This window comes from Alkalihalobacillus deserti (genome assembly GCF_020734105.1).
Classification (GTDB): Bacteria; Bacillota; Bacilli; order Bacillales; family Bacillaceae_D; genus Halalkalibacter; species Halalkalibacter deserti.
In genome coordinates, this window is sequence record NZ_JAJAFR010000001.1 from 548,867 (window position 1) to 575,712 (window position 26,846).

The following is a 26,846-nucleotide window of genomic DNA, read 5'->3' on the forward strand; positions in this document are numbered from 1 at the left end:
GGGTGCTGATTTAGATCTCATTCAATTAAATCAACATTTTCCAGGGAAATTGTTAACCTGAAATAAAATCTTGTTGACATATGTAATGATCAAATTGTAAACTTATTTTTAAATATAGTTAACATTCAGAAAGGAGAGGGGATGGAAAATCTATGAATGTTCATAACCTATTATTATTAGCAAGTTTTATAATCGTTACAACGATGACCAACCTACATCTATTTATACCTAGCTTAGAATTTCAGTTAGTAGCTTCCATTATTAATCTTCCTGCACGTTTGGCTCTTTCAACTACACTTCAAGTAGAAGTATAGGCACTAATTGGAGTGCTACCTGCAATAATTGTGATTTTACGATTAGCTAAGTTTCATAGAGATGTTTTAAAGTTAGGGGCTAGACAATATGCAGGATAAATTTTTTAGCGTTCGAATGAGAGCTGCAAAGGACGCTTCCCATGAAAAAGGGGGGAAGCATATTTCAGGAGGAGAGATGCTTGCAACTTATGAAAATATAAAAAAGGCAATGAACACCCTAATGGACAAGGCACTTTCGCATGCCAGAGGAGCTCCTGATTTTATGCAAATTCAATTTGAAGAAGTGGATAAACCCTTTCATTTACTAGCACCATTACATATTAAGACAAACACTGTTTCAAACGCAGATGAAGGCCATGAGGTAGCCATTAATCTTCTAAAGAAATGTGGAGTACCTAAGCAAACGATTGACATGGCATATGATGTAATCTCACAAAATGATGGAATGAGGGGAGCCATTTTAATAGATGCTCATTCAGGTGAACGGGTGGACAATAGAGGCAAAAAAGGGATTCGTGTTTCACGGATGGATTGGTTTGACGAAACCTTTGAAAAATGGGCTACGAGACAGAATATGCCTGTTCATTTTAGAGTAAAGGAAGCGGTTACTCTTGCAACTAAAGTAGCCAATCATCCAGACACAATCGCTGAATTATGTTGGTCCGATGATCCGGACTACGTTACTGGCTATGTTGCAAGTAAGGAGCTCGGCTATCAACGAATTTCAAACCTTAAGGAATATGGTGATGAAAGAGGCTGTCGTATTTTTTTTGTAGGTCGTTCTGAGAACATAGAAACGTATATAGACTACCTTGAAAAAGAACCAATACTACTAGAGTGGGAGGAAGAGAATGACACACGAATTAATTGAGAAAAGCAAAAAGCACTTATGGTTACCTTTTACACAAATGAAGGATTATGATCAAGACCCTCTTATGATTGAAAGTGGCGATGGCATTAAAGTAAAGGACATTAATGGGAAGGAATATTATGATGGCTTTTCATCCGTCTGGCTTAATGTCCACGGACATCGTAAAAAAGAATTAGATCAAGCGATTAGAAATCAACTTGAGAAAATTGCTCATTCTACTTTACTCGGAATGACAAATGTACCGGCGACAGAGCTTGCAGAAAAGCTAATAGAAATCACTCCTGAAAATCTAACACGTGTTTTTTATTCAGATAGTGGTGCTGAAGCGATGGAAATTGCTTTGAAAATGGCCTTTCAATATTGGAGTAACGTTGGAAAACCGCAAAAGCAAAAGTTTATCTCGATGCGAAACGGTTATCATGGCGATACGATTGGAGCTGTAAGTGTCGGTTCGATCGACCTTTTTCATCACGTTTACGGTGCACTAATGTTTGATAGTTTTAAAGCTCCAATTCCTAATGTGTATCGATCAAATAGTAAAGATCCCGAACAATGTCGGGATGAATGCTTACAAGCGCTTGAAGAACTTCTTGTTGAAAGTCACGAGGAAATTGCAGCCCTTTCGATTGAATCAATGGTTCAAGGTGCAGCAGGCATGATTGTAATGCCTGAAGGATTTCTATCAGGTGTAAGAGCACTTTGTACAAAATATGATGTCCTAATGATTGTTGATGAAGTAGCGACTGGCTTTGGTCGTACGGGTAAAATGTTTGCGTGTGAGCATGAAAACGTTCAACCTGATTTAATGGCAGCCGGTAAAGGTATTACAGGAGGGTATCTCCCAATTGCTGTTACCTTTACGACGGAAAAAATCTATCAAGCTTTTTACGATGACTATGAAAAGTTAAAAACCTTTTTTCATGGGCATTCTTATACAGGGAATCAGCTAGGGTGTGCAGTTGCAATAGAAAACTTGCGACTGTTTGAATCGGAAACGATTGTTGAAAACGTTGCTAGTAAGTCAAAAGAATTAAAAACGATGCTAGAAGAGTTCAATTCGTTCGCTCATGTTGGTGACGTTAGGCAGTTAGGATTTATGTGTGGGATTGAGCTTGTTCATGACAAATCGACGAAAGAGCCCTTTCCAAGTGAAAGAAGAATTGGCTACAAAGTCTCATTAAAGATGAGAGAACTTGGCATGCTTACGAGACCACTAGGAGATGTCATCGTATTTATGCCTCCACTCGTAAGCACGAAGACAGAACTTCTAGAGATGGTAAACATCATGAAAGTGGCAATCGAGGTGATTACAAGAGAGGAGGCAGCATCATTTGTACGGAACGTTTGATTCTTGGTTATCGGGAAGAGTTAATAAAATAAAAGAAAAAGGACTGCATCGAACATTTAACGTTATGAATAGTGCAGCTAAACCTCGTATGGAAGTTAACGGAAGGAAAGTCATCGTGTTTTCTTCAAACAATTACTTAGGTTTAGCTAGTGACGAACGACTCATTTACGCGGCCGAATCCATTCTGCATGAGTTTGGTATGGGAAGCAGCGGATCAAGATTAACGACTGGAAATACGCGCTGGCATGAAACCCTTGAAAAAAGAATTGCAAGTTTTAAGCAAACAGAAGCAGCCCTGCTTTTTTCAAGTGGCTATCTCGCAAATGTTGGTGTCCTGTCCACTTTACCTGAAAAGGGAGATGTTATTTTAAGTGATGAGCTTAATCATGCAAGTATAATAGATGGCTGTCGTCTATCAAAAGCAAAAACAATCGTTTATAAGCATGGGAATATGGATGATCTCGAAACCAAATTAAAAGAAATTCAAATGTATCAACGCTGTTTTATCGTGACAGATGGTGTATTTAGTATGGATGGTGATCTTGCTCCATTAGATAAGATTATGTCTCTAGCAAAAACATATCATGCGTATGTCATAGTCGATGATGCTCACGGTACGGGTGTTTTAGGTGAAAGAGGCAGAGGTACGAGTGAGCATTTTGACGTGAAACCAGATGTGATGATTGGAACTTTGAGTAAAGCAGTAGGGACAGAAGGGGGATTTGTTGCTGGTTCTAGCATATTAATAGACTTTTTAATGAATCAAGCGAGAACGTTTATATTTCAAACCGCTATTCCCCCTAGTGTTTGCGCAGCTTCTTATGCAGCGATAGATATTATTGAAAATGACCGGACAATGAGAAACTCATTAAAAGGAAAAGTGAATTTGATAAAAAATAAGTTAACAGAATTAGGCTATCACGTAAAAGGGGATGAAACACCGATTATTCCCGTTATCATAGGAGGAGCGGAGGAGGCAGTGTGGTTCTCTAAGAGGTTAGAAGAGTATGGCATATTTGCACCAGCCATTCGGCCGCCAACTGTTAATGATGGAGAAAGTCGAATCCGCTTAACGGTTACTGCAGAGCATTCCATAGAAGACATTGATCAATTAATTAGTGCTTTTAAAAAGATCGATAAAGTAATGGAAGTGATGATTTGAGGGGATTTTTTGTTACAGGTACAGACACAGGTGTTGGTAAGACCGTCATTTCCGGTGGGATTGCAGGAGTACTGAAGGATGAAGGCATGGATGTTGGTGTGTTTAAGCCAATGCTGAGTGGAATGAAACGGGATGATCCAGAAAGTGACTCATATTGGCTCAAAAAGCTGTCAAAAACGTCACTGACCCTTGAGGAAATCACCCCATTCCAATTTGATGAACCTCTTGCTCCAGGTGTTGCTCAAGAACTTGAAGAAAAGCATATCGGACTAGAAGATATTGTGAAGCATTGGAATGTTATTCGGGAAAAGCATGAATTTTTCATTGTTGAAGGAGCTGGTGGGATTTCTGTTCCATTAGGGAAGGGTTTTTTAGTCAGTGACGTTATAAAAGCACTTAATCTACCCATCATAATTGTCGCACGACCAAACCTAGGAACGATTAATCATACGTTCTTAACGGTAGAATACGCTAGAAAATTAGGCATAACCGTAAGTGGAATTATTATAAACGGAATGAGTGAAACACCAGATTTGGCAGAGCAAACAAGTCCGAAGGTGATGGAAGAAATGTGTGCTGTTCCCATTTTAGGAATAACGCCAAAAATAAAGGAAGTTACCGTCGAAAGTAGTAAGCGCTTAATTAAGGATCATCTTGACTTAAATAGATTTTATAAAAAAATGGGGGTATGAACATGAATCAATGGATGGAGCTTTCAACAAAAGTATTAGATGGGCACGAATTAAGCGATCAGGAGGCCCTTTCAATTTTAGATTGTCCCGATGATGAAGTATTGCTGCTTATGCATGCTACTTATCAAATTCGAAAAGCGTATTTCGGGAATAAAGTGAAGCTGAATATGATCATGAACGCAAAATCGGGATTGTGTCCAGAAAACTGTGGATACTGTTCTCAGTCTTCTATTTCAGAAGCGCCAATAAAATCATACAGAATGGTCGACAAGGAATCAATCCTCACGGGAGCCAAAAGAGCGCATGATTTAAATGTCGGAACTTATTGTATTGTAGCTAGCGGAAGAGGTCCATCTAACAAGGAAGTGGATCAAGTGGTTGATGCGGTTAAAGAAATTAAGGATACATACGGCTTAAAGGTTTGTGCCTGTCTTGGAATCTTAAAGCCTGAACAAGCGAAACGTTTAAAAGAAGCTGGAGTTGATCGCTATAATCATAATTTAAATACATCGGAGAGTCACCACGATTCGATTACAACGTCCCATACGTATGATGATCGTGTAAATACAGTAGAACTGGCAAAGGAGTCTGGTCTTTCTCCTTGTTCAGGAGTCATCGTCGGAATGAAGGAGTCTAAGCAAGATGTCATTGATGTGGCAAAAAGTTTAAAAGCACTAGATGCAGACTCCATTCCTGTCAACTTTTTACATGCAATTGATGGTACTCCATTAGAAGGGGTAAATGAATTAAAGCCACTCTACTGTTTAAAAGTTTTAGCTCTTTTCCGTTTTATTAATCCAACAAAAGAAATTCGGATTTCTGGCGGACGAGAAGTTAATCTCCGTTCATTGCAGCCGTTCGGACTCTATGCAGCAAATTCAATTTTCATTGGAGATTACTTAACAACTGCTGGTCAGGAACAATCCGATGATCATAAAATGCTCCTTGATTTAGGGTTTGAAGTGGAAAGTGTAGACGAAATGAAAGCAAGCTTAGCCGCAGGAAAATAATTGAATTTGAAAAGAAGAGGTTACAGAGGTCACTGAAAAAGGTGAAAATCGTACCTTTTTCAGTAGCCTCACACATCTTTTTCTTTGGGAGGTATATTATGATGAATCAAAGCGTAACTCTTACGACTCCAGATTTTGTCAAAAATCCGTATCCCTTTTATGATGAAATTCGTTCAATACAGCCGATTTATAAAGGGAATTTCTTTAAGTATCCGGGTTGGTATGTGACTGGGTATGAAGAAGCTAGTTTGATACTAAAGGATATTCGCTTTCAAAATCGTGTTCCAATTCCCGAGACAACTAAGAAATATGAAAACTTGAAAAATGTACAAAACAAAATGATGCTTTATCAAAATCCACCTGACCATACTCGGTTAAGGGCGTTTGTCCGAGAAAGGTTCACCTTTAGAGCTCTGGAACAATATCGTCCTATTATAGAGGAAATAGCATTGGTACTACTTCAGAAAGTGAAAGACCAAAAGAAGATGAATGTCATTTCTGAATTTTCCTTTCCTTTAGCTAGTCTTGTGATTGCTAAAATGTTAGGAGTACCAGAAGAAGACAAAGATCTATTTCGTGAATGGGCTTTAACCTTAATTAAAACGATTGATTTAACACGTTCTAGACAGTCGCTTGTTAAGGGAAACGATACAATTATGGCTATGCGTACGTATTTTAAAGAGCTTATCGCTAAGCGGAGTCAACATCCCAAGGAGGACATGATTAGTTTATTAGTAGCTGAAGGTCAAAACGGAGACAAGCTTACGGAAGAGGAATTACTGTCGACATGCATATTGCTTGTCATTGCAGGTCATGAAACAACGGTAAATTTAATAAGTAATTCAGTCTACTGTTTATTAACGAATCCAACTGAGTTTCATAAGTTAATCGAAAATCCATCACTTATTGAATCGACAATTGAAGAATGTTTACGCTATGAGAGTTCAACACAAATGACAGCCCGTATTGCTTCGGAGAATGTCAGCCTAAATCAAACGGAAATCAAAAAAGGCGATCATGTTTATGTCTTTATGGGAGCGGCTAACCGAGATCCTAAGCAATTTGCGAACGCAAATGTCTTTGATATTACTAGGAACCCCAATCCCCATCTTTCCTTTGGCGCGGGTATTCACTTTTGCTTAGGTGCTATATTATCAAGAATGGAAGCACAAATTGCTATACAAACGCTCTTACAAAATACAGTAAACCTCCGACTGGATACAGATGATGTACAATGGAGAAATCTTACTGGATTTAGGGCATTAGAAGAATTGCCGATTAGCTTTAGTTAAGAGAATATAAAAATGATTACACACTAGATGAGGAGCAAATAAAGAAACTTCTTCAATTCATTGCCTTATGAAGGGATTAGATTTTCTTAATGAATGATGGATCAGTATGGAAGAGACGCCTATTTGAAGCCGGTGCAAAAAATGAGGGACTTGGTGTACTTAACTTGGGAGTGAAGCATTTAATTGCCTAGTGCCCTCCTTTAAAGTGTTGGGTTCGAAACCTTTTAACTAAAAAGACTGATTCTACTTAGGTCCTTCAGTAGAATCAGTCTTTTTAATGCTAGGAATGTTCAACGTGTCTTAGACATTGTTCACATTGAGTGAAACAGGATTCTTGTATCTCTACGATGTGATCTCCGCAATCATGACAAGTTTTCGGCTCTAATGTTGAGAAGTAATTCATGGTTGGGTGCATTGGATACTTTCTCATTTTAAATCCTCTCCATTCTGTTTTATAACAGTACTTGAGCGCGACAATTATTAGGAGTGCTCAACGTGTCTTAAGCATTTTTCACATTGGTTAAGGTAGGATTCATGCATCTCTTCAATAGTATTCCCACAATCTGTACAAATTTTCGGCTCAATCTTTCTAAAATATTCTGGTGTTGGTGTCATTGGTAATCCCTCCATCTGTTATTGTTATCTTTATTGTATTATAACAGATAGGTAATTGCAATACTGTTTTACAATAAAATTCAGAATTATTTTTGTTTTTTATTTATTATCTAGCATTTGTACTATATCAGAGCTGTAAATGGGTGTTCAGAGCATTTAGATGTTTTGCAAAAAAATAGAGGTTCTTGATCGCTCCTACTCTTTAAGCGTTAAAGACGGTCAAAAGCCTTATCGATTAATTCCGTTTGTTCAGTTTCTTTGAATCTAAAATGATTTCGTTTAAAAGAGTAAAGATTTCAGTAAAGGTCTGATCACTGTTTTTTGCAGAAAGGGAAAGTCAGACTGCTTCATCTTTTTTATTAAATGGTAACTTCAACTTATTTAAATGAAGGTTAGAGGTAGGATGATTTTTGATTTGCTATGCTTCATGGTGCGTTTGGCTCGGCCTCTTACTAGTGTCAAAACATTCATATTCCTCCCAAAAACTACTGTATATCCTTCACGAATGAGATATGATACGAGTGATCGCTAGTGCTTACAATCTTACCCGTTATATCTCGTACTAAGCTTATCAGGAGCATATTCGGTGGATTATGGATCGACTTTGGAGATATCAATTTTGATGTTGCTTCAAAAATTGGATGAAATTATAAGCAGGTGTTCCTCCCCTAAAGAGGATGAGGCTGTAAAACATAACCAGAGACTATTATTGTCGGTTGGGGGGGGATGTTAGCACAGCTGCATTCCGATAAATTTATTTCTCATGTAAAAGGATTGAGACATTCTAAACTTTTCAACCGAAGCCGTTGCTAAAAGCGAAACGAATGGAATGGTTGGAACGCATGGATGTGCTTAAGGGTGAAATGCTTGTATCAAAGGTTCCTGACTCCCAGCGCTTTAATGAGCTGGGAGTCAGGAACCTTTTTTTGGTACTTTATAAATGGCATAATAATTGCATTTAACATAGATGGAGTTGATTGAGTATTTCCTTTCTTGTAACTTGAAGTTTTAAAAAATATTTATAAAGGGTGATATTGATGAAAATAGCTGTTATTGGTGCAGGTGCTGTAGGAGGTTATATAGGAGCTTTATTAAAACAGGCTGGTAGTGAGGTTACCTTTATAGCGAGGGGGAAGCATTTGAAGAAAATGAATGAAGAAGGTTTACTGGTTAAACATCATTATGGGACCTTTAAGGTTTACGAACATTTTACAGATAACTTCAGCTGCATAAAGGAAGCAGATTTGCTGATCTTCACGGTTAAATCTACCGAGACGGAAGAGGTTTGTGAGCAAATAAAACCATATATTAAGAAGAATTGTTATATATTGTGTTTGCAAAATGGGGTAGTTAACGAAGAGATTTTATGTGAGAATTTTGGCGATGATTCCATATTGTCGGGCTCTGCTTACGTAACAGTAAAAGTACAAGAATCTGGTATTATCTCGCAGAGTGGAAAACATATTTTTTTTATTGGAGGTTTAAAAGAAACTCAGAAAGAGTTTATTGATAGAGTGATCGATCTTTTCCAAAAGGCGGGTATTCGTAGTAAATATTCCAACAATATAATAGAAAAGAAGTGGGAAAAATCATTATGGAATGTCACTTTTAATCCATTATCTGCTGTTACTAATGCCACAGTTGGTCAAATCTTAGATAATGAAAGATTAAGCTGTACATCTAAGTCCATTCTTCGAGAATTAGTGCAAGTTGCCAAAAGTGTAAATATAGAAATAACCCAAGAAACAATAGATAACGTATTTAGAGATGCTGAAATAGCCAGAACTCATAAAACTTCGATGCTTCAGGATCGTGAAAGAGGAAAGAAGATGGAAGTCGAGGCTTTATGTGGATACTTTGTAAAACTCGGTAACCGTTCTGGGGTAGATGTTCCTGTATTAAGTACAATCTATGCTGTATTATCATTTATTGACGAAGTGGAATAGTTTGTACAAGTTAATTCAAATTTGAATTTTTTTTATCAAAAATGAATCATTTAAAAAGGAAAAGAATGTCTGACCCCCAGTGCTTAAGCAGAATTAAAGGAATTTTTACTAACAATAGATACTGAAACACATTCTATAACTTAGGTTGAACGAAAAAATCGTTTAAAAAGTTAGACAAGAAAAGCAAAGAGCTTGAATACAAAGCGTTAAACGAAACGTTAAAAACAATGTTAGAAAGATTCATTAAGGGTCATACCTAAAGAGCTAGTGATGAAATCTACACGAAACTCTAAACGGAAGAATTATCCTTTTCAATTAGTAATAAAATACTATTGAATCCCTCAGCTAATAAACGAGCGATTTTATTACACTAGTGTCGCATAAATATTTCCTTAAAATTCAAAATACACCCAATATTCAAATTTTAGTTCGTAAGCGCATAAAAATTCCTTTACAATGGAAGTACAGGTGGTTCCTATCCAAATCCAACGTAAAGGATATCAGCTATGGACAAGATACACGATTATCTTCACTTGGTAAATGGGATGCACCCATAAATATGAAACTTTTTAATGAACAAGTAAAAAAAGATGGACTGGATAAGTATAAGAAGAAATTATCAACGTCCTTTTTACGAAACTATTTCTCTATGCACACTTGAAACAAGTAAAGCCTTCATGCGTTAAATGCAGAACTAGCCGATGAAAACTTACAGAAAGAATTGGGGCTCAAATCAATCAGTGTCTCTCAGCTTTCTCGCAAAAACAGGGCCATAGATTCGTCTCTTTCTTTCATGGTCTTTTTTGAATTAGTTCGACAGATTCAAATGAAAACAAACCAACATAAATCAGCACTTCCTTTAAAAATTGTCGATTCAAGCACCCTGCCGCTAAATCTCACCCGTTGTAACTGGGCTACATTTCGTAAGAGCAAGGGTGGTGTCAAACTTCATCATAGATTTGTTTTTGGCGATCAAGATACGGTCTATCCTGATAAAGCCGTTATCACAAATGCCGTTGAACACGATCGGAATCAACTGGAGATTCTCGTTGATGACAAAGATGCCATGTGTTTGATCGTGGATTTATCGACTATGAACGATTTGATCGGTACTTTGATGAAGGAATTTTTTTGTCTCAAGACTTAAAAAGAATGCCGTCATAAGAAAAGTTGAATCCTACTCTTTACCTGAAGGAAGTCCGATTACATCGGTACATCACAAAAGCGTACTGAAAATGTATTTCGAATCTTTGAAATGGTCGATTCGAAAGGGAATCCTATACGTTTGATCACGAATCGCTTTGACTTAAAAGCGGAAGAAATAGGCGACCTGTACCGTTCAAGATGGGCAATAGAGTTATTTTTCAAATGGTTAAAGTAGCACGTTGAAATAAAAACATTTTTTGGATACAGCGAACAAGCTGTACACAATCAAATTTTCCTTGCATTAATTACGTATTGCCTGAATGTACTCCGTTCAACTTGAAATCAAAGGAAAACCAACATTATTACGGATACCCGATGGCTCAAGGCAACCATGTGGAGACCAGCAAGAGTATGGTTCGGATTCATTGAGCAAAGAGGAAGTCCCTAACATGTACTTGTCGTTGTTGTCAAGTGGAAATTGTATAAAATTTCCAAATGGACAGTGCCACCTTTTGCTTGGGATTGTCTTTTTAGCTCATTTTCCAGAAAAGAATATAAAGAGAATATTCAAATTATAATTGTGTGGTTTTATGCAACACTAGTGATTTTATTAGTTGAATTAAATTACTTTTTATACAACCGTAAATTGCTTTGGCTAATTCATCTAAATTAATTGTTTAATTAATGGAGGTAAATCAATGGAAAAATTAAATCGAAGTATCCACTTAGTCAGTAGGCCAACTGGAGTGCCGAAACCTGAAAACTTTCAGCTGATTCTTAATCATATCCCGAAGATCAAAGAGGGAGAGCTATTAATACGGACAATTTATCTTTCAGTTGATCCATATATGCGAGGAAGAATGAGAGGAATAAAAACATATGCCAATCCTTTTGAATTAAATGAAGTATTAATAGGAGGGGTTGTTGGAGAAATATTAGAAACTAAGAATCCAAGTTTTAAAGTAGGAGAAATCGTTGAGGGACGCTTAGGGTGGGCAGACTATTCTGTTTCAAATGGCAGCAATCTAAGAAAAGTAGCTCCTAGACTAGCCCCGATTTCAACCGCTCTAGGGGTTGTTGGGATGCCGGGACTAACCGCTTACTTTGGCTTACTGGACATTGGGAAGCCAAGGCAAGGAGAGACGGTAGTGGTTTCTGGAGCAGCTGGGGCTGTTGGAATGGTTGTAGGACAAATTGCAAAGATAAGAGGTTGTCATGTTGTTGGAATTGCTGGTACAGATCAAAAAAACCAATATTTAAAAAATGAACTTGGATTTGATGAGACGATAAATTATAAAACAGAAAACGTGTTGGAAGCACTAGAAAAAACTTGTCCTAAAGGGGTGGACGTTTATTTTGATAATGTAGGTGGTGATATTTCGGACGCCGTTATGAATCTAATTAACTTTCAAGCTAGAATTGTCCTTTGTGGTCAAATCGCTGAATACAACCAGGAAAAGCTAGAGATGGGGCCACGTGTACACAGAAAATTAATCCACAGCAGTGCACTAATGCAAGGTTTTATCGTATCAAACTATGTACAGCGTCAAGAAGAAGGATTAAAACAATTAGGTGAGTGGGTAAATGATGGGACAATAAAATATCGTGAAACAATTATTAAAGGATTAGAACGTGCGCCACAAGCATTTATAGGACTTTTTTCTGGAGAAAATATAGGGAAACAACTTGTAAAGGTTTCATACGAATAAATACAAAAACTAGAGAACCTTGTCTGTGAGAATTAGAGATTTTTTATTGTAGCCAAGTAGCTAAGATTAATAAAAACAGCTGGGAGAGAACGAATTATAATCAGCGCTTCTTTGACTGGACGAACATATAGTTCAATAACTGCAGCCCATTATGCAGTAAGTAAACAGGAATAATAGCCTTGACACGCCAATTACCTGGTGTGTGAGAAGATACGGAATTTATGCCAATTCCATTGCTCTAGGGCGGATTGATCCCCCGTTGATTTGGAATGTTTCAAAAGAGATTAATGATCAAGTGATCGCAAAAACATCTTAATTTATTGGATATTCTGTATGAGTATCTTTACCTAATTCCTTCGGGTTTAGTTAATTCTACAGACGGATTTATCTCAAAAAACATGAAACCCGAATAGGGGCACTTTATTATAGGTGTCCATTATTTGGGTTTCATGTTTTAAGAATATAACGCGACTATTATTTCTTTACTAAAACATTATTGTTCTTTAAATAATTTTGAGTGAAAGTAAGGAAGGTATTTACAGCAGGAGATTTTTCATCTTTGTGCCAAGCGCAAGAAGTTTGAAGATTAGTAACGGGAGATATCTCCTTGAACACAATGTTCGGATTTGTATGTTTTTCGTAGGATAGTCTAGAAATTAGTGCGACTCCCATTCCGGCAGCAACTAGGGATATGATTGTTGGTAATCCAAGTGCCTCTTGAGAAATTTTAGGATGAAAACCTGCTTGGTTGCAAATAGACATGATATGACTAAAATAGATAGAAGTTTTGGTAGTCGCAATGAAAGGAACCTCGGCTAATTCACGCACCGCAATTGGAGAAGTTCTTTCTGCTAATCGATGTGTTTTTGGTAAAATCACACCGTAAGGAGACTCGGTGACAGTCTGAAATTGTAAGAATTCACAATCGAAGTATGGCATAACTCCAATGTCAATACTTCTCTCTCTTAAATCTTCAATTATAGTTGAAGATAAGGACTGCTGTAATACAATTTTAACATTTGGGAATTCCTCTTGAAATAACAGAACTATTTGGATCAATACTTCATTCATCCCGCTTGCATAGCTGATTAACAACGAACCCTTCAAGCCCTGAGATATATTTCGAACATCTTTACATGCTTTATCAACCATTTTTAAAATTTCATAAGACTGTTTCAGCAGTTCTTTGCCTGCATCGGTCAGCTCTACTTTTTGTTTTGTACGAAAAAATAGTTTAACTCCTATTTCATCTTCAAACTGGCTTATTTGTCGGCTAAGTGGAGGTTGAGAAATATTTAATCGAGTCGCCGCTCTTCCAAAATGTAGCTCCTCCGCAACTGCGATAAAGTATTTAATATGACGAAGTTCCATAGTATTTCCCCCTTATATATGTCGGAGTCCTTATGTAATGTCATTGCTCGATATTAAGACTTTAAAGGTATTATAGTAGTTATAATTTGATATTAGACTATATTTACAAAATATTCTACCATAAACATATATTATGAATATTTCATATATTCAGAAATCTAAAGTCTTTTCAATCGATGGACTTTTTCGAAAGGATGAGATATTTAGTATAGCCATATTTCATAGTGTGGAATTGTGTAAGTAACGCGTTATTGCCTCTGCATTAACGAGGAGTTGTTGAAAAGTGGGTAGCCACTAGAGTGGATATCTTCAATTCTACTTCTTATTTAACTCAATGAGATTAATTTCGTAAAGCGAAGTAATTTCTATTAGTGAGACATTATTTAAATTAAATAGACTTGAGGATGGTGAAATGATGAGGAATTTCGAGGGAAGAACAGCTCTTGTTACAGGTGGAAGTCGAGGAATTGGAAAAGGGATTGTGGAGCGCTTTGCTGCCGAAGGGGCAAAGGTTGCGATCATTGATGTAAATGAACAGGCAATGAAGGAAACAGAAGCAGAGTTAAAGGAAAAGCGAATTCCCGTTTATACAAAAGTAGCGAGTGTGACAGAGCGCGACCAAATAGAACAGGCAATGAAGGAAATAGTGGAAACGTTTGGATCTATCGACATTCTTGTTAATACCGCTGGTGTGATTCGCGATAATTTGTTGTTTAGAATGACAGACGAAGATTGGTTGACTGTCATGGAAGTCCATTTAAAGGGTGCTTTTTATGCCACTCGCGCTGTCCAGCAATATATGGTGAAAAACAACTATGGAAGAATCATTAATATATCTTCAACATCTGCTCTAGGGAACAAAGGGCAAGCCAATTACGCAACAGCAAAAGCTGGTTTACAAGGATTTACGAAAACACTCGCGTTTGAACTAGGAAAGTTTGGGATCACGGCGAATGCCGTTGCACCAGGTTTTATTGAAACAGAGATGACGAAAGCAACAGCAGAAAGAGTCGGGGTTACCTTTGAAGAATATTCAAAAGCAGCAATTAGTAAGATTCCAGTTGCAAAAAGTGGTAAGCCAGAAGATATTGCCAATGCCGTCGCGTTTTTTGCAGATGAGCGCTCATCATTTGTTAGTGGTCAAGTGCTGTATGTAGCAGGAGGTCCGAAAGGGTGAATGAAATGTTTCAGAATATAGTCGGAAAAAGATCAGCAAAAGTAAAAAATATAGTTGAAATAGGCTGGGTAAAGAAATTTGCTGAAGCAATAGGTGATATAGACCCAATATATGTTGATGAAGAAGCAGCATCGAGAACGACACATAAGAAAAACATAGCCCCTGTCACCTTTCCAGTCACATTTGATTATGGGACGATCCCAGATGTAAAAGTCCCTACAAAAGGATTAATCCACGGGGAACAAAAATATCATTATACCCGCCCTCTTTTTGTCGGAGAAACAGTCTATTGTTATGCAGAAGTGAAAAACTACTATGAAAAAAAAGGAACATTCGGCAATATGGGATTTCTAGTCTATTCAAAATGTGTAGAAGATGAACAGGGTGAGCTTTTGTGTAAAACAGAATATGTGATCATCATAAGCGAAGCTGTGAGGAAGGAGATGTCAAATTGAAATTGAAGAACATAGCCGAATTGACAGTAGGTGAGTCTTTAGATGAAATACAAGTTGGCCCTGTGACACGTTTAAGTTTGATTAAGTATGCAGGGGTGTCAGGAGATTTCAACCCTATTCATACGATAGAGGAAGAAGCAGAAAAAGCTGGACTTCCTGCTATTATCGCTCATGGAATGTGGACGATGGGGAACTTAGCGAGGGTATTTACCCCTTTTTTAGGAAATGGATTTATTAAAGAATATTCCATACGATTCCGAGGCATGGTGTTTTTGAACGATGTCGTCACGTTAAAAGCAACAGTAGAAAAAATACATGAAAATACAGTGACATTTACTGTTTCAGCGATCAATCAAGAGAAAAAAGACGTGTTGAAAGGCCAAGTGGTCTTTTGTCCATCTCTTTAGAAGGAATGTCTAGTGAAAAGATAAAATAACAAAGAAAAGGAGAATGATAAATGAAGAGAGATGCAGTCATTGTTTCAGCTGTTCGTACAGCAATTGGAAGACAAGGTGGAGCGCTTGCTACCGTACCTGTTCACGTTTATGGTGCAGAAGTGATCAAAGAGGCAATGAAACGGGCAAGTGTGACTCCGGATATGGTTGAGGATGTCATTATGGGTAATGTATTAAGCGGGGGAGGAAACATCGCGAGATTAACAGCTCTTCAAACAGGACTTTCGAAAGAACTTCCTGGTTTAACTGTTGACCGTCAATGTGGTTCAGGGATTAATGCAGTCGTTCTAGCTGCTCAGGCAATTAAGTCTGGAGCTGGAGACGTTTATATTGCTGGCGGAGTAGAAAGTATGAGTCGAGCTCCTTATTTAATGGATAGAGTTGATAAAGCGTACAGTCCTACCTTGCCAAAGTTTAGAAAGTCTCAGCTCTCACCAAAAGAAGTTGGTGACCCTCCTATGGGAATAACAGCTGAAAACCTTGTTGAAAAATATGAAATTAGTCGTAAGGAGCAAGATGAATTTGCGCTTAGAAGTCAACAAAGAATGGCTAAAGCAATGGAAGAGGGACGTTTTGATGAACAAATAGTTCCAATCAGTATCCCTGTAAGAAAGGCTGAACCGTTTGAATTTAAGAAAGATGAGCATCCACGTCAAAATACAACATTCGAAGGGCTATCGAAACTATCTCCTGCATTTCTTTATGATGGTTCTGTTACAGCTGGGAACAGTTCGGGGTTAAATGATGCTGCATCAGCCCTTGTAATTATGTCAAGAGAGAAAGCAGATCAATTAGGACTTACACCATTAGCGGTTATCCGTGAATCAGCAGTAGCTGGAGTGGATCCAAATATTATGGGGATCGGACCAGTACCTTCGTCAAAAAAAGTAATGGAAAAATCAAATCTATCAATAGATGATATGGACATTATCGAATTAAATGAAGCATTTGCAGCACAAGTAATTGCTTGTGACAGGGAACTAAATATCGACCCAGAAAAGCTTAATGTCAATGGCGGAGCCATCGCGCATGGACATCCCCTTGGGGCGACTGGAGCAATTCTTCTAACAAAAGCAGTATACGAATTGAAACGAATGAATGGGAAGTATGCTCTAATTACTGCTTGTATTGGCGGAGGACAGGGAATTGCGGTAATTATTGAACGTAATGGTTGAGGTAAATCATAGGAATCGACCAGTAAATAAATCAAGTTTTGTAGTTTACTTGGAGGTGAAAGCGCTTGCGTTATTTAAAGGACAGACCATGGCATAAACATTATCCAGAAGGTATGTTGCTAGAGATACCAGAAAAATCGGTCTATTACATTTTAGAACAATCCGAAAAAAAGTACCCGGAAAAAACAGCGATTATTTTTGAAGATGATAGAATAACTTTTCGCGAGTTCAAGGATCAGGTCGACCGTCTCGCTGGAGCTTGGGAGCAAATGGGCTTTCAAAAAGGTGAGAGAATTGGGTTAATGCTCGCTAATCACCCTCACTATATTATCAGCTATTATGCTGCTCTTGCACTAGGTCTTATCGTTGTACAAATCAACCCAATGTATACACAAAGAGAACTACTTCATATATTAAATGATTCACAAGTCTCTTATATCGTTGGCGATTCCATAGCTAGAAAAACAATCCTTGAAGCAACTGAATTTTACAATTTCAGTTATATGTTCAGTTCTGAAAATAGTACTGACCCTACAAATAAGTTTATTAGTTTAGAAAATTGCATTCAACATCCGTCGCTAGTTCAGAACCCTGTAGAAGTTGATGTGCATTTAGATGTTGCTGTTATTCAGTATACAGGGGGGACAACAGGGAAGACAAAGGGAGCAATGCTGACTCATTATAATCTTGTGGCGAATGTAGTTCAGAGTCATGCTATGTATGGAGAACAAATGGAGTTAGGGAATGAAACAACTTTGGCAGCGACACCATTGTATCACGTCTACGGAATGACAAGCGCAATGAATCTCCCTATTTATATAGGTGCGGCAATTTTGTTGATCAGGAAGTTCGAGTTGATAAATGTACTTGAACAAATAAAAAAATATCAACCGACCTTTTTTCCAGGAGTTCCGAAGATGTATATAGCTTTTGTTAACCATCCAGGCATTGAACAGTATCAATTGAACTGTTTAAAGTCTTGCTCTTGTGGCTCTGCGCCCCTGCCAGTAGAAGTTCTTAAGCGTTTTGAAGAATTGACGGGTGCGGTGATTGGAGAAGGATTTGGATTATCGGAAACTTCACCTTCAACACATCGAAATCCGCCATTTGGAACAAGAAAAGTGGGAAGTATCGGGATACCCTTTCCAGAGACGGACTGTATTATCGTCGACGACAATAACAACGAACTTGGTGCCAATACAATCGGGGAATTGCTGATAAGGGGACCACAAGTTATGAAAGGTTATTGGAATAACGAAAAAGAGACAAGAACAGCGCTTAAAAAAGAATGGCTCTATACTGGTGACCTTGCAACAATGGATGAGGATGGCTATTTTTATATCGTAGGCAGAAAAAAAGAGATGATCATTGTTGGGGGATTTAACATTTACCCGCAGGAAGTTGAGGGGGTTCTTTATGAACACTCAGTCGTCCTAGAGGCAGCTGTAGTTGGAATTCCTCATGAAGAGCATGGCGAGGTGATCAAGGCATACGTTGTATTAAAAAGCGGAAGGAAGCTTGATCCTGAAGAGCTAAAAGATTATTGCAAAACAAAATTAACACGCTACAAAGTTCCAAAAGTGATAGAAATCCGAGATTCCCTTCCAAGGAATACGGTAGGAAAACTTTTAAAGCGACAGCTTGTAAAAGAAGAACTTGAGAGAGCTATGCAAAAAAAATAAAACTGAAGAATTGCTTAAAATAAACTACCGAAAAGAAATTACTGAATTTTTAAAAAATAGATTAAATTAATAGGGAACTCTATTAATTTCATAAATACAAAAATACCAGGGGGAAAACGATATGAATTTACGATTAAATGAAGAACAAAAGATGGTACAACAGACGATTAGGAAATTTGTTGAAAATGAGTTAATACCTCTTGAAAATGAAGTCTTGAAAAATGAGAGGGAAGGCAGACCGAGTATCTCTCAAGAAAAAATGAATGAGCTGCAATTAAAGGCAAAAGAGTTTGGATTTTGGGGGATTAATACACCAGAAGAGTATGGTGGAGCAAACCTTGGGCAAATGATGATGGCTATTGTAGAAATGGAAGTATCTAAAACATTTGTTCCATTTAAATTTGGTGGCAGAGCTGATAACATCCTCTATTATGGAAATGAAGAACAAAAGAGAAAATACTTAATTCCAACAATAAATGGTGAGAAGAAATCATGCTTTGCGATGACAGAACCTGGTGCAGGCTCAGATACACGAAATATTAAAATGACAGCCGTAAAAGACGGAAATGAATGGGTACTTAATGGTGAGAAAACATTCATTACAGGTGGAAATGAAGCAGACTTCGTTATGGTTATTGCTATTACTGATAAAGAAACGCATGCTGCAACAGGGAGAGATGGCGTAACATGTTTTATCGTTGATCGTGAAATGGGTTGGAAGTCAGAATTTATTCATACGATGGGCGAATGGGGACCTGCGGGCTTAGTTTTCGATGATGTTCGTGTACCGGAGGAGAATATTCTTGGTGAGATCAATGGCGGTTATAACCTAGGTTTGGAATGGATTGGTTTTGCAAGGTGGATCGTAGGGGCACGTGCTGTTGGAGCTGCTGAACGCTTGCTTCAAATGGCGATCGATTATTCAAAAGAGCGTGTTACATTCGGACGTCCAATCGCTGACAGACAGGCAATCCAGTGGCAAATTGCCGATTCAGCTGTTGAAATTGATGCGGCTAAATGGCTTGTATTAAACGCGGCATTTACACTTGATCAAGGTGAAGATAACCGTCATCTTGCATCGGTCGCAAAATTATACGGAGCGAATATGGGGAATCGAGTGGTTGATCGTGTATTACAAATTTACGGAGGTATGGGGTATACGAGAGAGCTGCCAATTGAACGCTGGTACCGTGAAGCAAGATTGTGGAGAATTTACGATGGTACGGACGAGATTCAACGCTTGATTATCTCTAGAAACTTACTTAAAGGACATGTGAAGGTAGGACAATACATTTAAACTAGATGAATAGGTTTATTGAATGCTAGTTTTCTTAGAAGGAGGAATTACCGATTAAAGACGTTCCTGAATTTGAAATTTACATTAGGTTTTGTGAAACCGATGCTGTTGGGCATGTAAACAATGTGAGCTACTTTATCTATTTGGAAGAAGCGCGTACAAGATTTTTTGAATTCATTCAAATGGATCAATTAAAACAACGCTCAGGTGGTAAGCTTCATTTTATGGTAGCTTCATCGAAATGTGATTATCTCAAACAAGCATATTCGAGACAAAGAATCACTGTTCATACTAAAGTTACAAGAATAGGCACTAAGAGCTTTCAACTTGACCATGAAATAAAAAATGCAGAAACAGGAGATGTTATTGCAGCTGGTGGCGCTACTTTGGTTTGCTTTGATTTTCTAGCACAGAAGTCCGTAGAAATCCCGTTAGAAATTCGTTCTGTGCTCGAGCAATATTTATTAACCCCTGCTAAATTATAAGCGAATCTTAGTGTAAGTCAGTTTGGACTATCTTTTCTTTTGCTAAATTCAGTTGCATTATTTTGTTTTAGCAAATCATACACCTTTTATTAAGTTAGGCAATATCCTTAGTCTTTAGCATATTCATTTTGAACCGTGCTTTTGGACTAAAGGACTTGTCTTCCATTCTCTCAAATATTTTATTACCTGAACTTGAAAGTCATCTCCAGTGATAAAATTTAGATACCTTTTACAGGGCTATTGCTGCAATCTGATAACAGAAAGGAAATGATTAATGATTTACTGCCATGAAAAGGAGTCAAGACTTCCTTTTTTGTAAGCGCTTTATTTCGAGAGGGATCTTTTTAAAACTATTAGACTTTAAAGGGGATGAATTATTATGAATTGGTTAAAAAACAGCTTTTACTTAATTGTGATTAGTTTAGTATTTCTATTAGCTGCTTGTGCTGGAGAAACTACTTCAAATACAAATGAGGCTGCTGCAGAAGAGAACAATGAAACCACAGCTAGTGAAAAAGAGAATACTAGCAATTACCCTACAAAGCCAGTTACTCTCATGATTCCTTTCGGTGCTGGTGGGTCTACTGACCTTTTCGCACGACATTTTGCCAGCATTGCCGAAGAGCACTTAGGTAAAAGGATTATTGTAAAAAATGAAACAGGAGGTGGGGGCTTGACTATGTATCAGTCTCTATATAGAGCTAATCCAGACGGTTATGAAATGGCTTTAGGACTAGGAACAACTTTATATGCGGTCAATCCACATCTTAACATGATCGATTATGATAAAGATGACTTCACACTTATTAGACCCACTTTTGGATACCAGTACATGATTGCTGCTTCTAAGGATGCTCCATTTAAAACATTTGAAGAGCTAGTTCAATATTCAAAGGATAATAAGGTTAACGTTGCTTCAGCTTCTATTGTTAACAGTCTATTTATAGAGTTAATTAAACAGGCAGAAAACGACGAATTACAATGGGATATTGTTAACTACAACGGTGCTGGGGAAGCTACTGCGGCTTTAATGGGAGGTCATGTAGATATTTCAGTAGACCCACCTATAACATATCTTGGACCAGCGGAATCAGGAGAGATAAATTTATTAGCAACTCTTAATGACAATAGGGTGGATATATTGAAGGATGTCCCTACTTTAAGAGAGTTAGGTTATGATGATTTAGTGTTAAATGCAGTAATCGGTGTAGGGGGGCCTCTAGATTTGCCTGACGATGTTGTAAAAAAGTGGGATGAAGTTATTGTCAAAACTTTAGAGGATCCTAGAATTGCTGAATTCATTAATCAAAATGGTTTTATTTCAATAGATATGAGCCAAGATGAATTGATGGACTACTTTGAGAATATGAGTGAGGATTTTGGAAACGTGATTGATCGAGTAGTTCAGTAATTGATAACTGCCCTTCAGGCGATATGAATGATGTAGAGCTTGGAGGGCCTGTTTTTAGATGTGAATTGAAGTGAACTTTCCTAGAAGCGGTTCACCTTGCAATAGTAGCCGCTTTAACGTATTGAGTTGTTAAACTTCGATTGGTTTTGATTATAAGAGAAAGGATGATGAGAATGAACGTTCAAGAGTTATTTGAGTTAACAAATAAAGTTGCAGTTGTTACAGGAGGAGGAAGAGGTCTGGGTAAGCAGATAGCTGAAGTGTACGCAGAAATGGGGTGTCAATTGGCACTTTGTTCACGGAAAAAAGAAAATTGTGAGGAAGTGGCTGAAATGCTTGCCCAGGAATATGGAGTAAAAACAAAAAGCTATGCACTAGATGTTACAAATGAAGCACAGGTAGAAGAAGTCGTACAACAAGTGTTAGAAGACTTTGGGCAAATTGATATTTTAGTCAATAATAGTGGAGCCACTTGGGGGGCGCCAGTAGAAGAAATGCCTCTAGAGGCGTGGAATAAAGTATTAAATGTTAATGTAACAGGCACGTTTTTAATGAGTAAAGCTGTAGGAAAACATATGATCGAACGAAATTATGGAAAGATCATTAATATTGCATCCGCAGCTGGGCTTACGGTTAGACCGCCTGAGGTAACCAATACAATTGGATATACAACTAGTAAAGCAGCGGTTATCCACTTTACAAAGGATTTAGCGATCAAATGGGCAAGACATAATATTTATGTTAATGCTATTGCCCCAGGAATGTTTGAAACAAAGATGACGAAAGGCACATTAGATCAAAAAAAGGAATCAGTACTCAATCAAATTCCGTTAAATAAAATTGGAGACGAAAATATGTTAAGAGGAGCTGCAATTTATTTAGCAGGGAAAGCAAGTGACTTTGTAACTGGTTCCGTATTGAGTGTGGATGGCGGGAGCACATTATAGTAGTCCTTGTAAAGATCAGCTGTCTAAATATTATCTGATCTTAGAGAAGGTTTACCCTCACGTAGCATGTGAGGGCAACCTTTTAAAAATGTTTTCATGTAGAATCTATCATTTATTTTGATAGCGCTTTCAATAGTTGACTTAACATTATACCGTCTAGTGTAAAGCATTATGTCTAGAAACGTTATGTAATGAGAGGGTCTTGAAGATAAGGGAGGGAATAACTGACAAATGGATAAAAAAATAGTTGTCAAAGACACATATATTTTTCTATTTATTGCTGTTATAAGTCTTTTGTTTTTAGTAACAATCATACCGAAGGAAGTGCAGAGTGGAAATCCTCGACTCTTTCCAAACTTATACGCCATTGGATTATTTTTAGTTAGTTTGATCATGATTATCCATATGGTAGTTAAAAAGCAATCGAAAAGTTTTTATTTTGATAAGACTATTTTTAAGTGGGTAGGAGTCAATATTTTAATCTTTTTCTTTTATATTTTCTTGATCCAATATATCGGATTTTTTATTATGTCTATTATGTTTATTATCGTTATGATGCGATTTTTAGGAGAAGGTTGGATCATTTCTATTATTTTATGTGTTGTTTTACCTGGCTCTATTTATTTCTTGTTTACGAAAGTGTTAGTACTATACTTCCCGTCGGGGATCTTGTTTTAAGTAAAAGGGAGGTGCATATTTACATGTTTGCCCAAATAGTAGATGGTTTTGCTACCATGTTAACCCCAATGTCCATTTTATTAATTTTAGTAGGTGTTATTGCCGGTACGATCTTAGGGGCTATACCAGGATTGACTGCGACAATGGGAATCGCTTTAATTTTACCTGTAACCTTTTATTTAGATCCTATAATGGGTATTAGTATGTTAATAGCTATGTATAAAGGTGGGATGTTTGGAGGAAGTATTAGCGCTATTATGTTTAATGCCCCAGGTACTCCTGCAGCTGCAGCAACAGCACTGGATGGATATGCACTAAAAAAGAAAGGATATCCCCGAAAAGCATTAAGGCTTGCGTTAATTTCCTCTACGGTTGGTGATTTAGTAGGGAATTTGACATTGATTTTTTCTGCGGCGCTACTTGCAACAGTAGCATTAATGTTCGGGCCACCAGAAAATACTGCGCTCGTTATTTTTGCTTTAACCTTAATCGTATTCGTAACAGGAAATTCGATTTCAAAAAATATTATAGCGATCCTAATCGGTCTGATGTTGACTACAATGGGATCAGATCCACAAACTGGTATCCCCCGTTTTGACTTTGGAATTATAGGTTTATCAGGCGGTATTAGTATAATTGCCTTGGTAATTGGTTTGTTGGCTGTATCAGAAGTGTTTCAAACGATGGAAGATCATTACCGTTCTAAAGTCAATAAATCTAAACCTGGTAATTCTGATAATGATTCCATTAATGTGATTGCAGCAAAAGAAGATGATAATATAACACTAAAAGATATTAATGACGTAAAAAGAACGCTTGGACGTTCTTCAGTAATTGGTACAGTGATCGGTGCACTTCCTGGCTTGGGACCTGTAACGGCTGCCTTTGTAAGTTACGCTCAAGCAAGAAGTAAATCCAAAAATAAAAAGAAATTTGGGGAAGGGGAGAAGGAAGGACTTGTTGCAGCAGAAACAGCAAACAGTGCCGTAGGGAGTTCTAACCTCATTCCACTTTTGTCTTTAGGGATTCCAGGAGATGCAACAGCTGCATTGATATTCGGTGCATTAATCATTCATGGGATTATACCAGGACCTCAACTTATTCAAAATAACGGATCCATTGTCTATGGAATATTTGCAGGTATGTTACTAGCAACCTTATTCTGTTTAATTTTTAATTGGTATGCAAGTAATATTTATCGTAAAATTGCTGTTATTCGACCAACCGTTCTAATTCCAGTAATTCTCGTATTGTGTATTGCGGGAACTTATGGTTATAGCCAAGCTACATTTGATATTATTGTTATGTTTGTATTTGGTGTTGTTGGTTATATAATGAGAAAGGTAGAAATACCACTTGTTGGAATTATTATAGGATTTGTTCTTGGTCCAAGACTTGAGGAGTCGACTCGTCAGGCTCTGTCTATATCAGGCGGCAAAATTGATGTGTTCTTTATGAAACCGATATCACTCTTTTTATTATTGCTATCCTTGTTCATTATTCTTAACTTTATAAGAAAGACTATCAAAACAAAGAAAAACATGAATAACGATATAGGGCTGTAATAAAAAGTAAGGTAGGATTTTTTAGAACTTCTAGCACTATCTTTAGTTACATGTCTATGCTGCATGATCATGTATTGACCGAATAGTTCTTGAAAAAATTGATTTAAATTTGAATTCTTGTGTCAAAAATGAATCGTTTAAAGAGGCGTAATTTTCAATATTGAATTATTTTACACTTGAGAGTAAAAGAAAGTGCTTTATAACAGCACTTTCTTTTTTTGGCATGATTTTTGCTTGTAGAAGAGTAGGAGGCTAATGAAAACGATCTACTTAGGTTAAAGTTGAAAGAATGCAGGGGATAACGTTCAATAATTTGTTCGTATAAAAAGGAGTGAAAGCATTGTTTAATCTAGACAGTCCACCGTCAAGAAATGGTCCTTTTACTAACCATATTAAATTTACTACAAATTTAGATGAGAATAATAAAGTAATTACGGCGTTGAAAATTGAAGAGTATCACTTAAACAACAAAGGAATTGTTCATGGAGGAGTAATCGCGACAATGTTAGATAATGTCATTGGTGATTCCATTTCAATGGTCGTTAACTCATCAGTTATCACCATAAATTTAAGTGTAAATTATCTAGCGCCTGTAAAAGCTGATTCATTTCTTACAGCAACTGGAAACATTCTTCAGCAAGGATACAAAATTACGACCGCTGAAGGAATCATTAAGGACGAAAAAGGCACTTTGATTGCGAAGGGAATTGGCACATTCAAAGTAATTCGAAAGTAAATGGGAGTTTTAATTAAATAGTTTTAGGACTGATAACTTTATAATAGGATGGAGAATAAAAATGAATAATGATGTTGTAATTGTAAGCGCAGTTCGAACAGCAGTAGGACGGTCCGGTGGTTCGTTAAAAGGATTAAGTTCAGGGGATTTAGGTGCCATTGTTATAAAAGAGGCACTTAAGCGAGGAAGCGTCTCACCAGAACTGGTAGATGAGGTTATTTTAGGTGAAGTACGTCAATCAACTGAATCATCAAACGTTGCTCGGGTTGCATCGTTAAGAGCCGGCATATCTGAAAAAGCTTCAGCTTATACAGTAAATCGCTTGTGTGCATCAGGTATGCAAGCAATTGCCTCAGGGGCGCAACAAATTATGTTAAACCAATCAGAAATTGTTGTTGCTGGTGGAACAGAAAATATGAGTAGAGCACCAATCTACTTAAGAAATTCACGTTTCGGGGAAGGAAATCCGAAATTGGTTGATTCAAATACGGAAAATGGACAACAACCACAGGAGATATATGGTAGTCACCTTGGGATGGGAATTACTGCTGAAAATGTAGCGGAACGATATAACATTTCACGAGAAGATCAAGACCAATTTGCATTGTTAAGTCAGCAGAAAGCTTCAGACGCCATTCAAAATGGTCAATTTAAGGATGAAATTGTACCGATTCAAATTAAAGAAAGAAAAACTAGTTTTATATTTGATACGGATGAGTTTCCAAGACCTAACACTACATTGGAAGCGTTATCAAAACTTAAAACTGCATTTAAAGAAAATGGCTCTGTCACAGCGGGAAATGCATGCGGAAGGAATGATGGTGCGGCCGCAGTTGTTCTAATGTCTAGTACGAAGACTCAAGAACTTGGATTAAAGCCACTTGCTAAAATTGTAGATTGGGTATCTTCAGGAGTATCACCTGAAATAATGGGTATCGGACCTGTCCCTGCTCTAGCAAAACTACTTCAACGAACGGGTAAAAGAATTGAGGATATCGGGTTAATTGAACTAAATGAAGCTTTTGCCGCACAATCCTTGGCTGTCATTCGTGAAGCGGGACTTGATTCTGAAAAAGTTAATGTTAATGGTGGAGCAATTGCCTTAGGTCACCCACTTGGTGCCACTGGATGTAGGATTGTTACTTCACTTATTCATGAGATGAGCAAAAGAAAAGAGAAATATGGGGTTGCAACTTTATGTGTTGGCGGTGGTCAAGGAATGGCAATCATGCTGGAGCATCTATAATCAAATTGCTTTTTTGGAAAAGAAAATCTAGTAACATAAGTTGCTAGGTTTTCCTTTTAAT

At 37.4% G+C, this 26,846-nt stretch carries 25 protein-coding genes and 1 pseudogene; 23 read left to right on the plus strand and 3 right to left on the minus strand.

Annotated elements, in window-relative coordinates; translation table 11 throughout:
• Positions 1-152 precede the first annotated feature (152 nt).
• The 7 genes from LDX58_RS02730 to LDX58_RS02760 all read left to right on the plus strand — a co-directional run bounded on the left by LDX58_RS02730 (position 153) and on the right by LDX58_RS02760 (position 6,689).
• Positions 153-314, plus strand: a complete 162-nt coding sequence (locus LDX58_RS02730; protein ID WP_227935306.1) for a hypothetical protein — start codon at positions 153-155, stop codon at positions 312-314.
• Positions 315-402: 88 nt separating this feature from the next.
• Positions 403-1,185: a 6-carboxyhexanoate--CoA ligase gene (gene bioW, locus LDX58_RS02735; protein ID WP_227935307.1), complete on the plus strand. Its 783-nt coding sequence runs from the start codon at positions 403-405 to the stop codon at positions 1,183-1,185.
• Complete coding sequence (gene bioA / locus LDX58_RS02740) at positions 1,166-2,533, plus strand: adenosylmethionine--8-amino-7-oxononanoate transaminase (protein ID WP_227935308.1); 1,368 nt, start codon at positions 1,166-1,168, stop codon at positions 2,531-2,533. Before bioW ends, bioA begins: the two co-directional genes overlap by 20 nt.
• Positions 2,517-3,695, plus strand: coding sequence for an 8-amino-7-oxononanoate synthase (bioF, locus tag LDX58_RS02745; RefSeq protein ID WP_227935309.1), 1,179 nt, complete (start codon positions 2,517-2,519; stop codon positions 3,693-3,695). Before bioA ends, bioF begins: the two co-directional genes overlap by 17 nt.
• The gene (gene bioD, locus LDX58_RS02750; protein ID WP_227935310.1) at positions 3,692-4,387 is read left to right on the plus strand and encodes a dethiobiotin synthase; all 696 of its coding nucleotides are present in this window, start codon (positions 3,692-3,694) and stop codon (positions 4,385-4,387) included. The genes bioF and bioD overlap by 4 nt, the downstream gene beginning before the upstream one ends.
• A 2-nt stretch (positions 4,388-4,389) precedes the next feature.
• Complete coding sequence (bioB, locus tag LDX58_RS02755) at positions 4,390-5,397, plus strand: biotin synthase BioB (RefSeq protein ID WP_227935311.1); 1,008 nt, start codon at positions 4,390-4,392, stop codon at positions 5,395-5,397.
• Between the two features lie 101 nt (positions 5,398-5,498).
• Entirely contained in the window at positions 5,499-6,689 is a 1,191-nt protein-coding gene (locus LDX58_RS02760; RefSeq protein WP_227935486.1) for a cytochrome P450, read from the plus strand.
• A gap of 280 nt (positions 6,690-6,969) precedes the next feature.
• Here the strand turns inward: LDX58_RS02760 and yhfH (LDX58_RS02765) are convergent, their stop codons facing one another.
• Together yhfH (LDX58_RS02765) and yhfH (LDX58_RS02770) are read right to left on the minus strand one after the other, a co-directional pair.
• Entirely contained in the window at positions 6,970-7,119 is a 150-nt protein-coding gene (gene yhfH, locus LDX58_RS02765) for a protein YhfH (RefSeq protein ID WP_308017421.1), read from the minus strand.
• Between the two features lie 50 nt (positions 7,120-7,169).
• Entirely contained in the window at positions 7,170-7,319 is a 150-nt protein-coding gene (gene yhfH / locus LDX58_RS02770; protein ID WP_308017423.1) for a protein YhfH, read from the minus strand.
• Between the two features lie 1,022 nt (positions 7,320-8,341).
• Here yhfH (LDX58_RS02770) and LDX58_RS02775 point away from each other — a divergent pair.
• From LDX58_RS02775 to LDX58_RS02785, 3 genes and pseudogenes are all read left to right on the plus strand, one after another.
• On the plus strand, positions 8,342-9,250 hold the full coding sequence (locus LDX58_RS02775) for a ketopantoate reductase family protein (protein ID WP_227935313.1): 909 nt from the start codon (positions 8,342-8,344) through the stop codon (positions 9,248-9,250).
• Between the two features lie 559 nt (positions 9,251-9,809).
• Positions 9,810-10,844, plus strand: a pseudogene (locus LDX58_RS02780) (IS4 family transposase).
• A gap of 250 nt (positions 10,845-11,094) precedes the next feature.
• Positions 11,095-12,105, plus strand: coding sequence for an NADP-dependent oxidoreductase (locus LDX58_RS02785; RefSeq protein ID WP_227935314.1), 1,011 nt, complete (start codon positions 11,095-11,097; stop codon positions 12,103-12,105).
• Between the two features lie 474 nt (positions 12,106-12,579).
• Here the strand turns inward: LDX58_RS02785 and LDX58_RS02790 are convergent, their stop codons facing one another.
• The gene (locus LDX58_RS02790; RefSeq protein WP_227935315.1) at positions 12,580-13,476 is read right to left on the minus strand and encodes a LysR family transcriptional regulator; all 897 of its coding nucleotides are present in this window, start codon (positions 13,474-13,476) and stop codon (positions 12,580-12,582) included.
• Between the two features lie 412 nt (positions 13,477-13,888).
• Here LDX58_RS02790 and fabG point away from each other — a divergent pair, with 412 nt between their 5' ends.
• From fabG to LDX58_RS02855, 13 genes are all read left to right on the plus strand, one after another.
• Positions 13,889-14,653: a 3-oxoacyl-ACP reductase FabG gene (fabG, locus tag LDX58_RS02795; protein WP_227935316.1), complete on the plus strand. Its 765-nt coding sequence runs from the start codon at positions 13,889-13,891 to the stop codon at positions 14,651-14,653.
• A gap of 5 nt (positions 14,654-14,658) precedes the next feature.
• Positions 14,659-15,108 (plus strand): MaoC family dehydratase N-terminal domain-containing protein, encoded by a 450-nt coding sequence (locus tag LDX58_RS02800; RefSeq protein WP_227935488.1) that lies wholly within the window; start codon positions 14,659-14,661, stop codon positions 15,106-15,108.
• A 2-nt stretch (positions 15,109-15,110) separates the two neighbouring features.
• Positions 15,111-15,515: a MaoC/PaaZ C-terminal domain-containing protein gene (locus LDX58_RS02805; RefSeq protein WP_227935489.1), complete on the plus strand. Its 405-nt coding sequence runs from the start codon at positions 15,111-15,113 to the stop codon at positions 15,513-15,515.
• A gap of 50 nt (positions 15,516-15,565) precedes the next feature.
• Complete coding sequence (locus LDX58_RS02810) at positions 15,566-16,738, plus strand: thiolase family protein (RefSeq protein WP_227935317.1); 1,173 nt, start codon at positions 15,566-15,568, stop codon at positions 16,736-16,738.
• Between the two features lie 65 nt (positions 16,739-16,803).
• Entirely contained in the window at positions 16,804-18,420 is a 1,617-nt protein-coding gene (locus LDX58_RS02815) for a long-chain-fatty-acid--CoA ligase (RefSeq protein WP_227935318.1), read from the plus strand.
• Positions 18,421-18,541: 121 nt separating this feature from the next.
• Positions 18,542-19,717: an acyl-CoA dehydrogenase family protein gene (locus tag LDX58_RS02820; RefSeq protein WP_227935319.1), complete on the plus strand. Its 1,176-nt coding sequence runs from the start codon at positions 18,542-18,544 to the stop codon at positions 19,715-19,717.
• Positions 19,718-19,800: 83 nt separating this feature from the next.
• Complete coding sequence (locus tag LDX58_RS02825) at positions 19,801-20,202, plus strand: acyl-CoA thioesterase (protein WP_308017432.1); 402 nt, start codon at positions 19,801-19,803, stop codon at positions 20,200-20,202.
• 379 nt (positions 20,203-20,581) lie between these two features.
• Positions 20,582-21,613 carry a tripartite tricarboxylate transporter substrate binding protein gene (locus LDX58_RS02830; protein ID WP_227935320.1) on the plus strand — a complete coding sequence of 344 codons (1,032 nt, stop codon included), beginning with the start codon at positions 20,582-20,584 and terminating at the stop codon, positions 21,611-21,613.
• A gap of 173 nt (positions 21,614-21,786) precedes the next feature.
• Positions 21,787-22,560, plus strand: a complete 774-nt coding sequence (locus LDX58_RS02835) for an SDR family oxidoreductase (protein ID WP_227935321.1) — start codon at positions 21,787-21,789, stop codon at positions 22,558-22,560.
• 231 nt (positions 22,561-22,791) lie between these two features.
• Positions 22,792-23,238, plus strand: coding sequence for a tripartite tricarboxylate transporter TctB family protein (locus tag LDX58_RS02840; RefSeq protein ID WP_227935322.1), 447 nt, complete (start codon positions 22,792-22,794; stop codon positions 23,236-23,238).
• Positions 23,239-23,261: 23 nt separating this feature from the next.
• Positions 23,262-24,803, plus strand: coding sequence for a tripartite tricarboxylate transporter permease (locus LDX58_RS02845; RefSeq protein ID WP_227935323.1), 1,542 nt, complete (start codon positions 23,262-23,264; stop codon positions 24,801-24,803).
• Positions 24,804-25,143: 340 nt separating this feature from the next.
• On the plus strand, positions 25,144-25,539 hold the full coding sequence (locus LDX58_RS02850; RefSeq protein ID WP_227935324.1) for a PaaI family thioesterase: 396 nt from the start codon (positions 25,144-25,146) through the stop codon (positions 25,537-25,539).
• A gap of 61 nt (positions 25,540-25,600) precedes the next feature.
• Entirely contained in the window at positions 25,601-26,785 is a 1,185-nt protein-coding gene (locus LDX58_RS02855; RefSeq protein WP_227935325.1) for a thiolase family protein, read from the plus strand.
• The last annotated feature ends 61 nt before the right edge of the window (positions 26,786-26,846 follow it).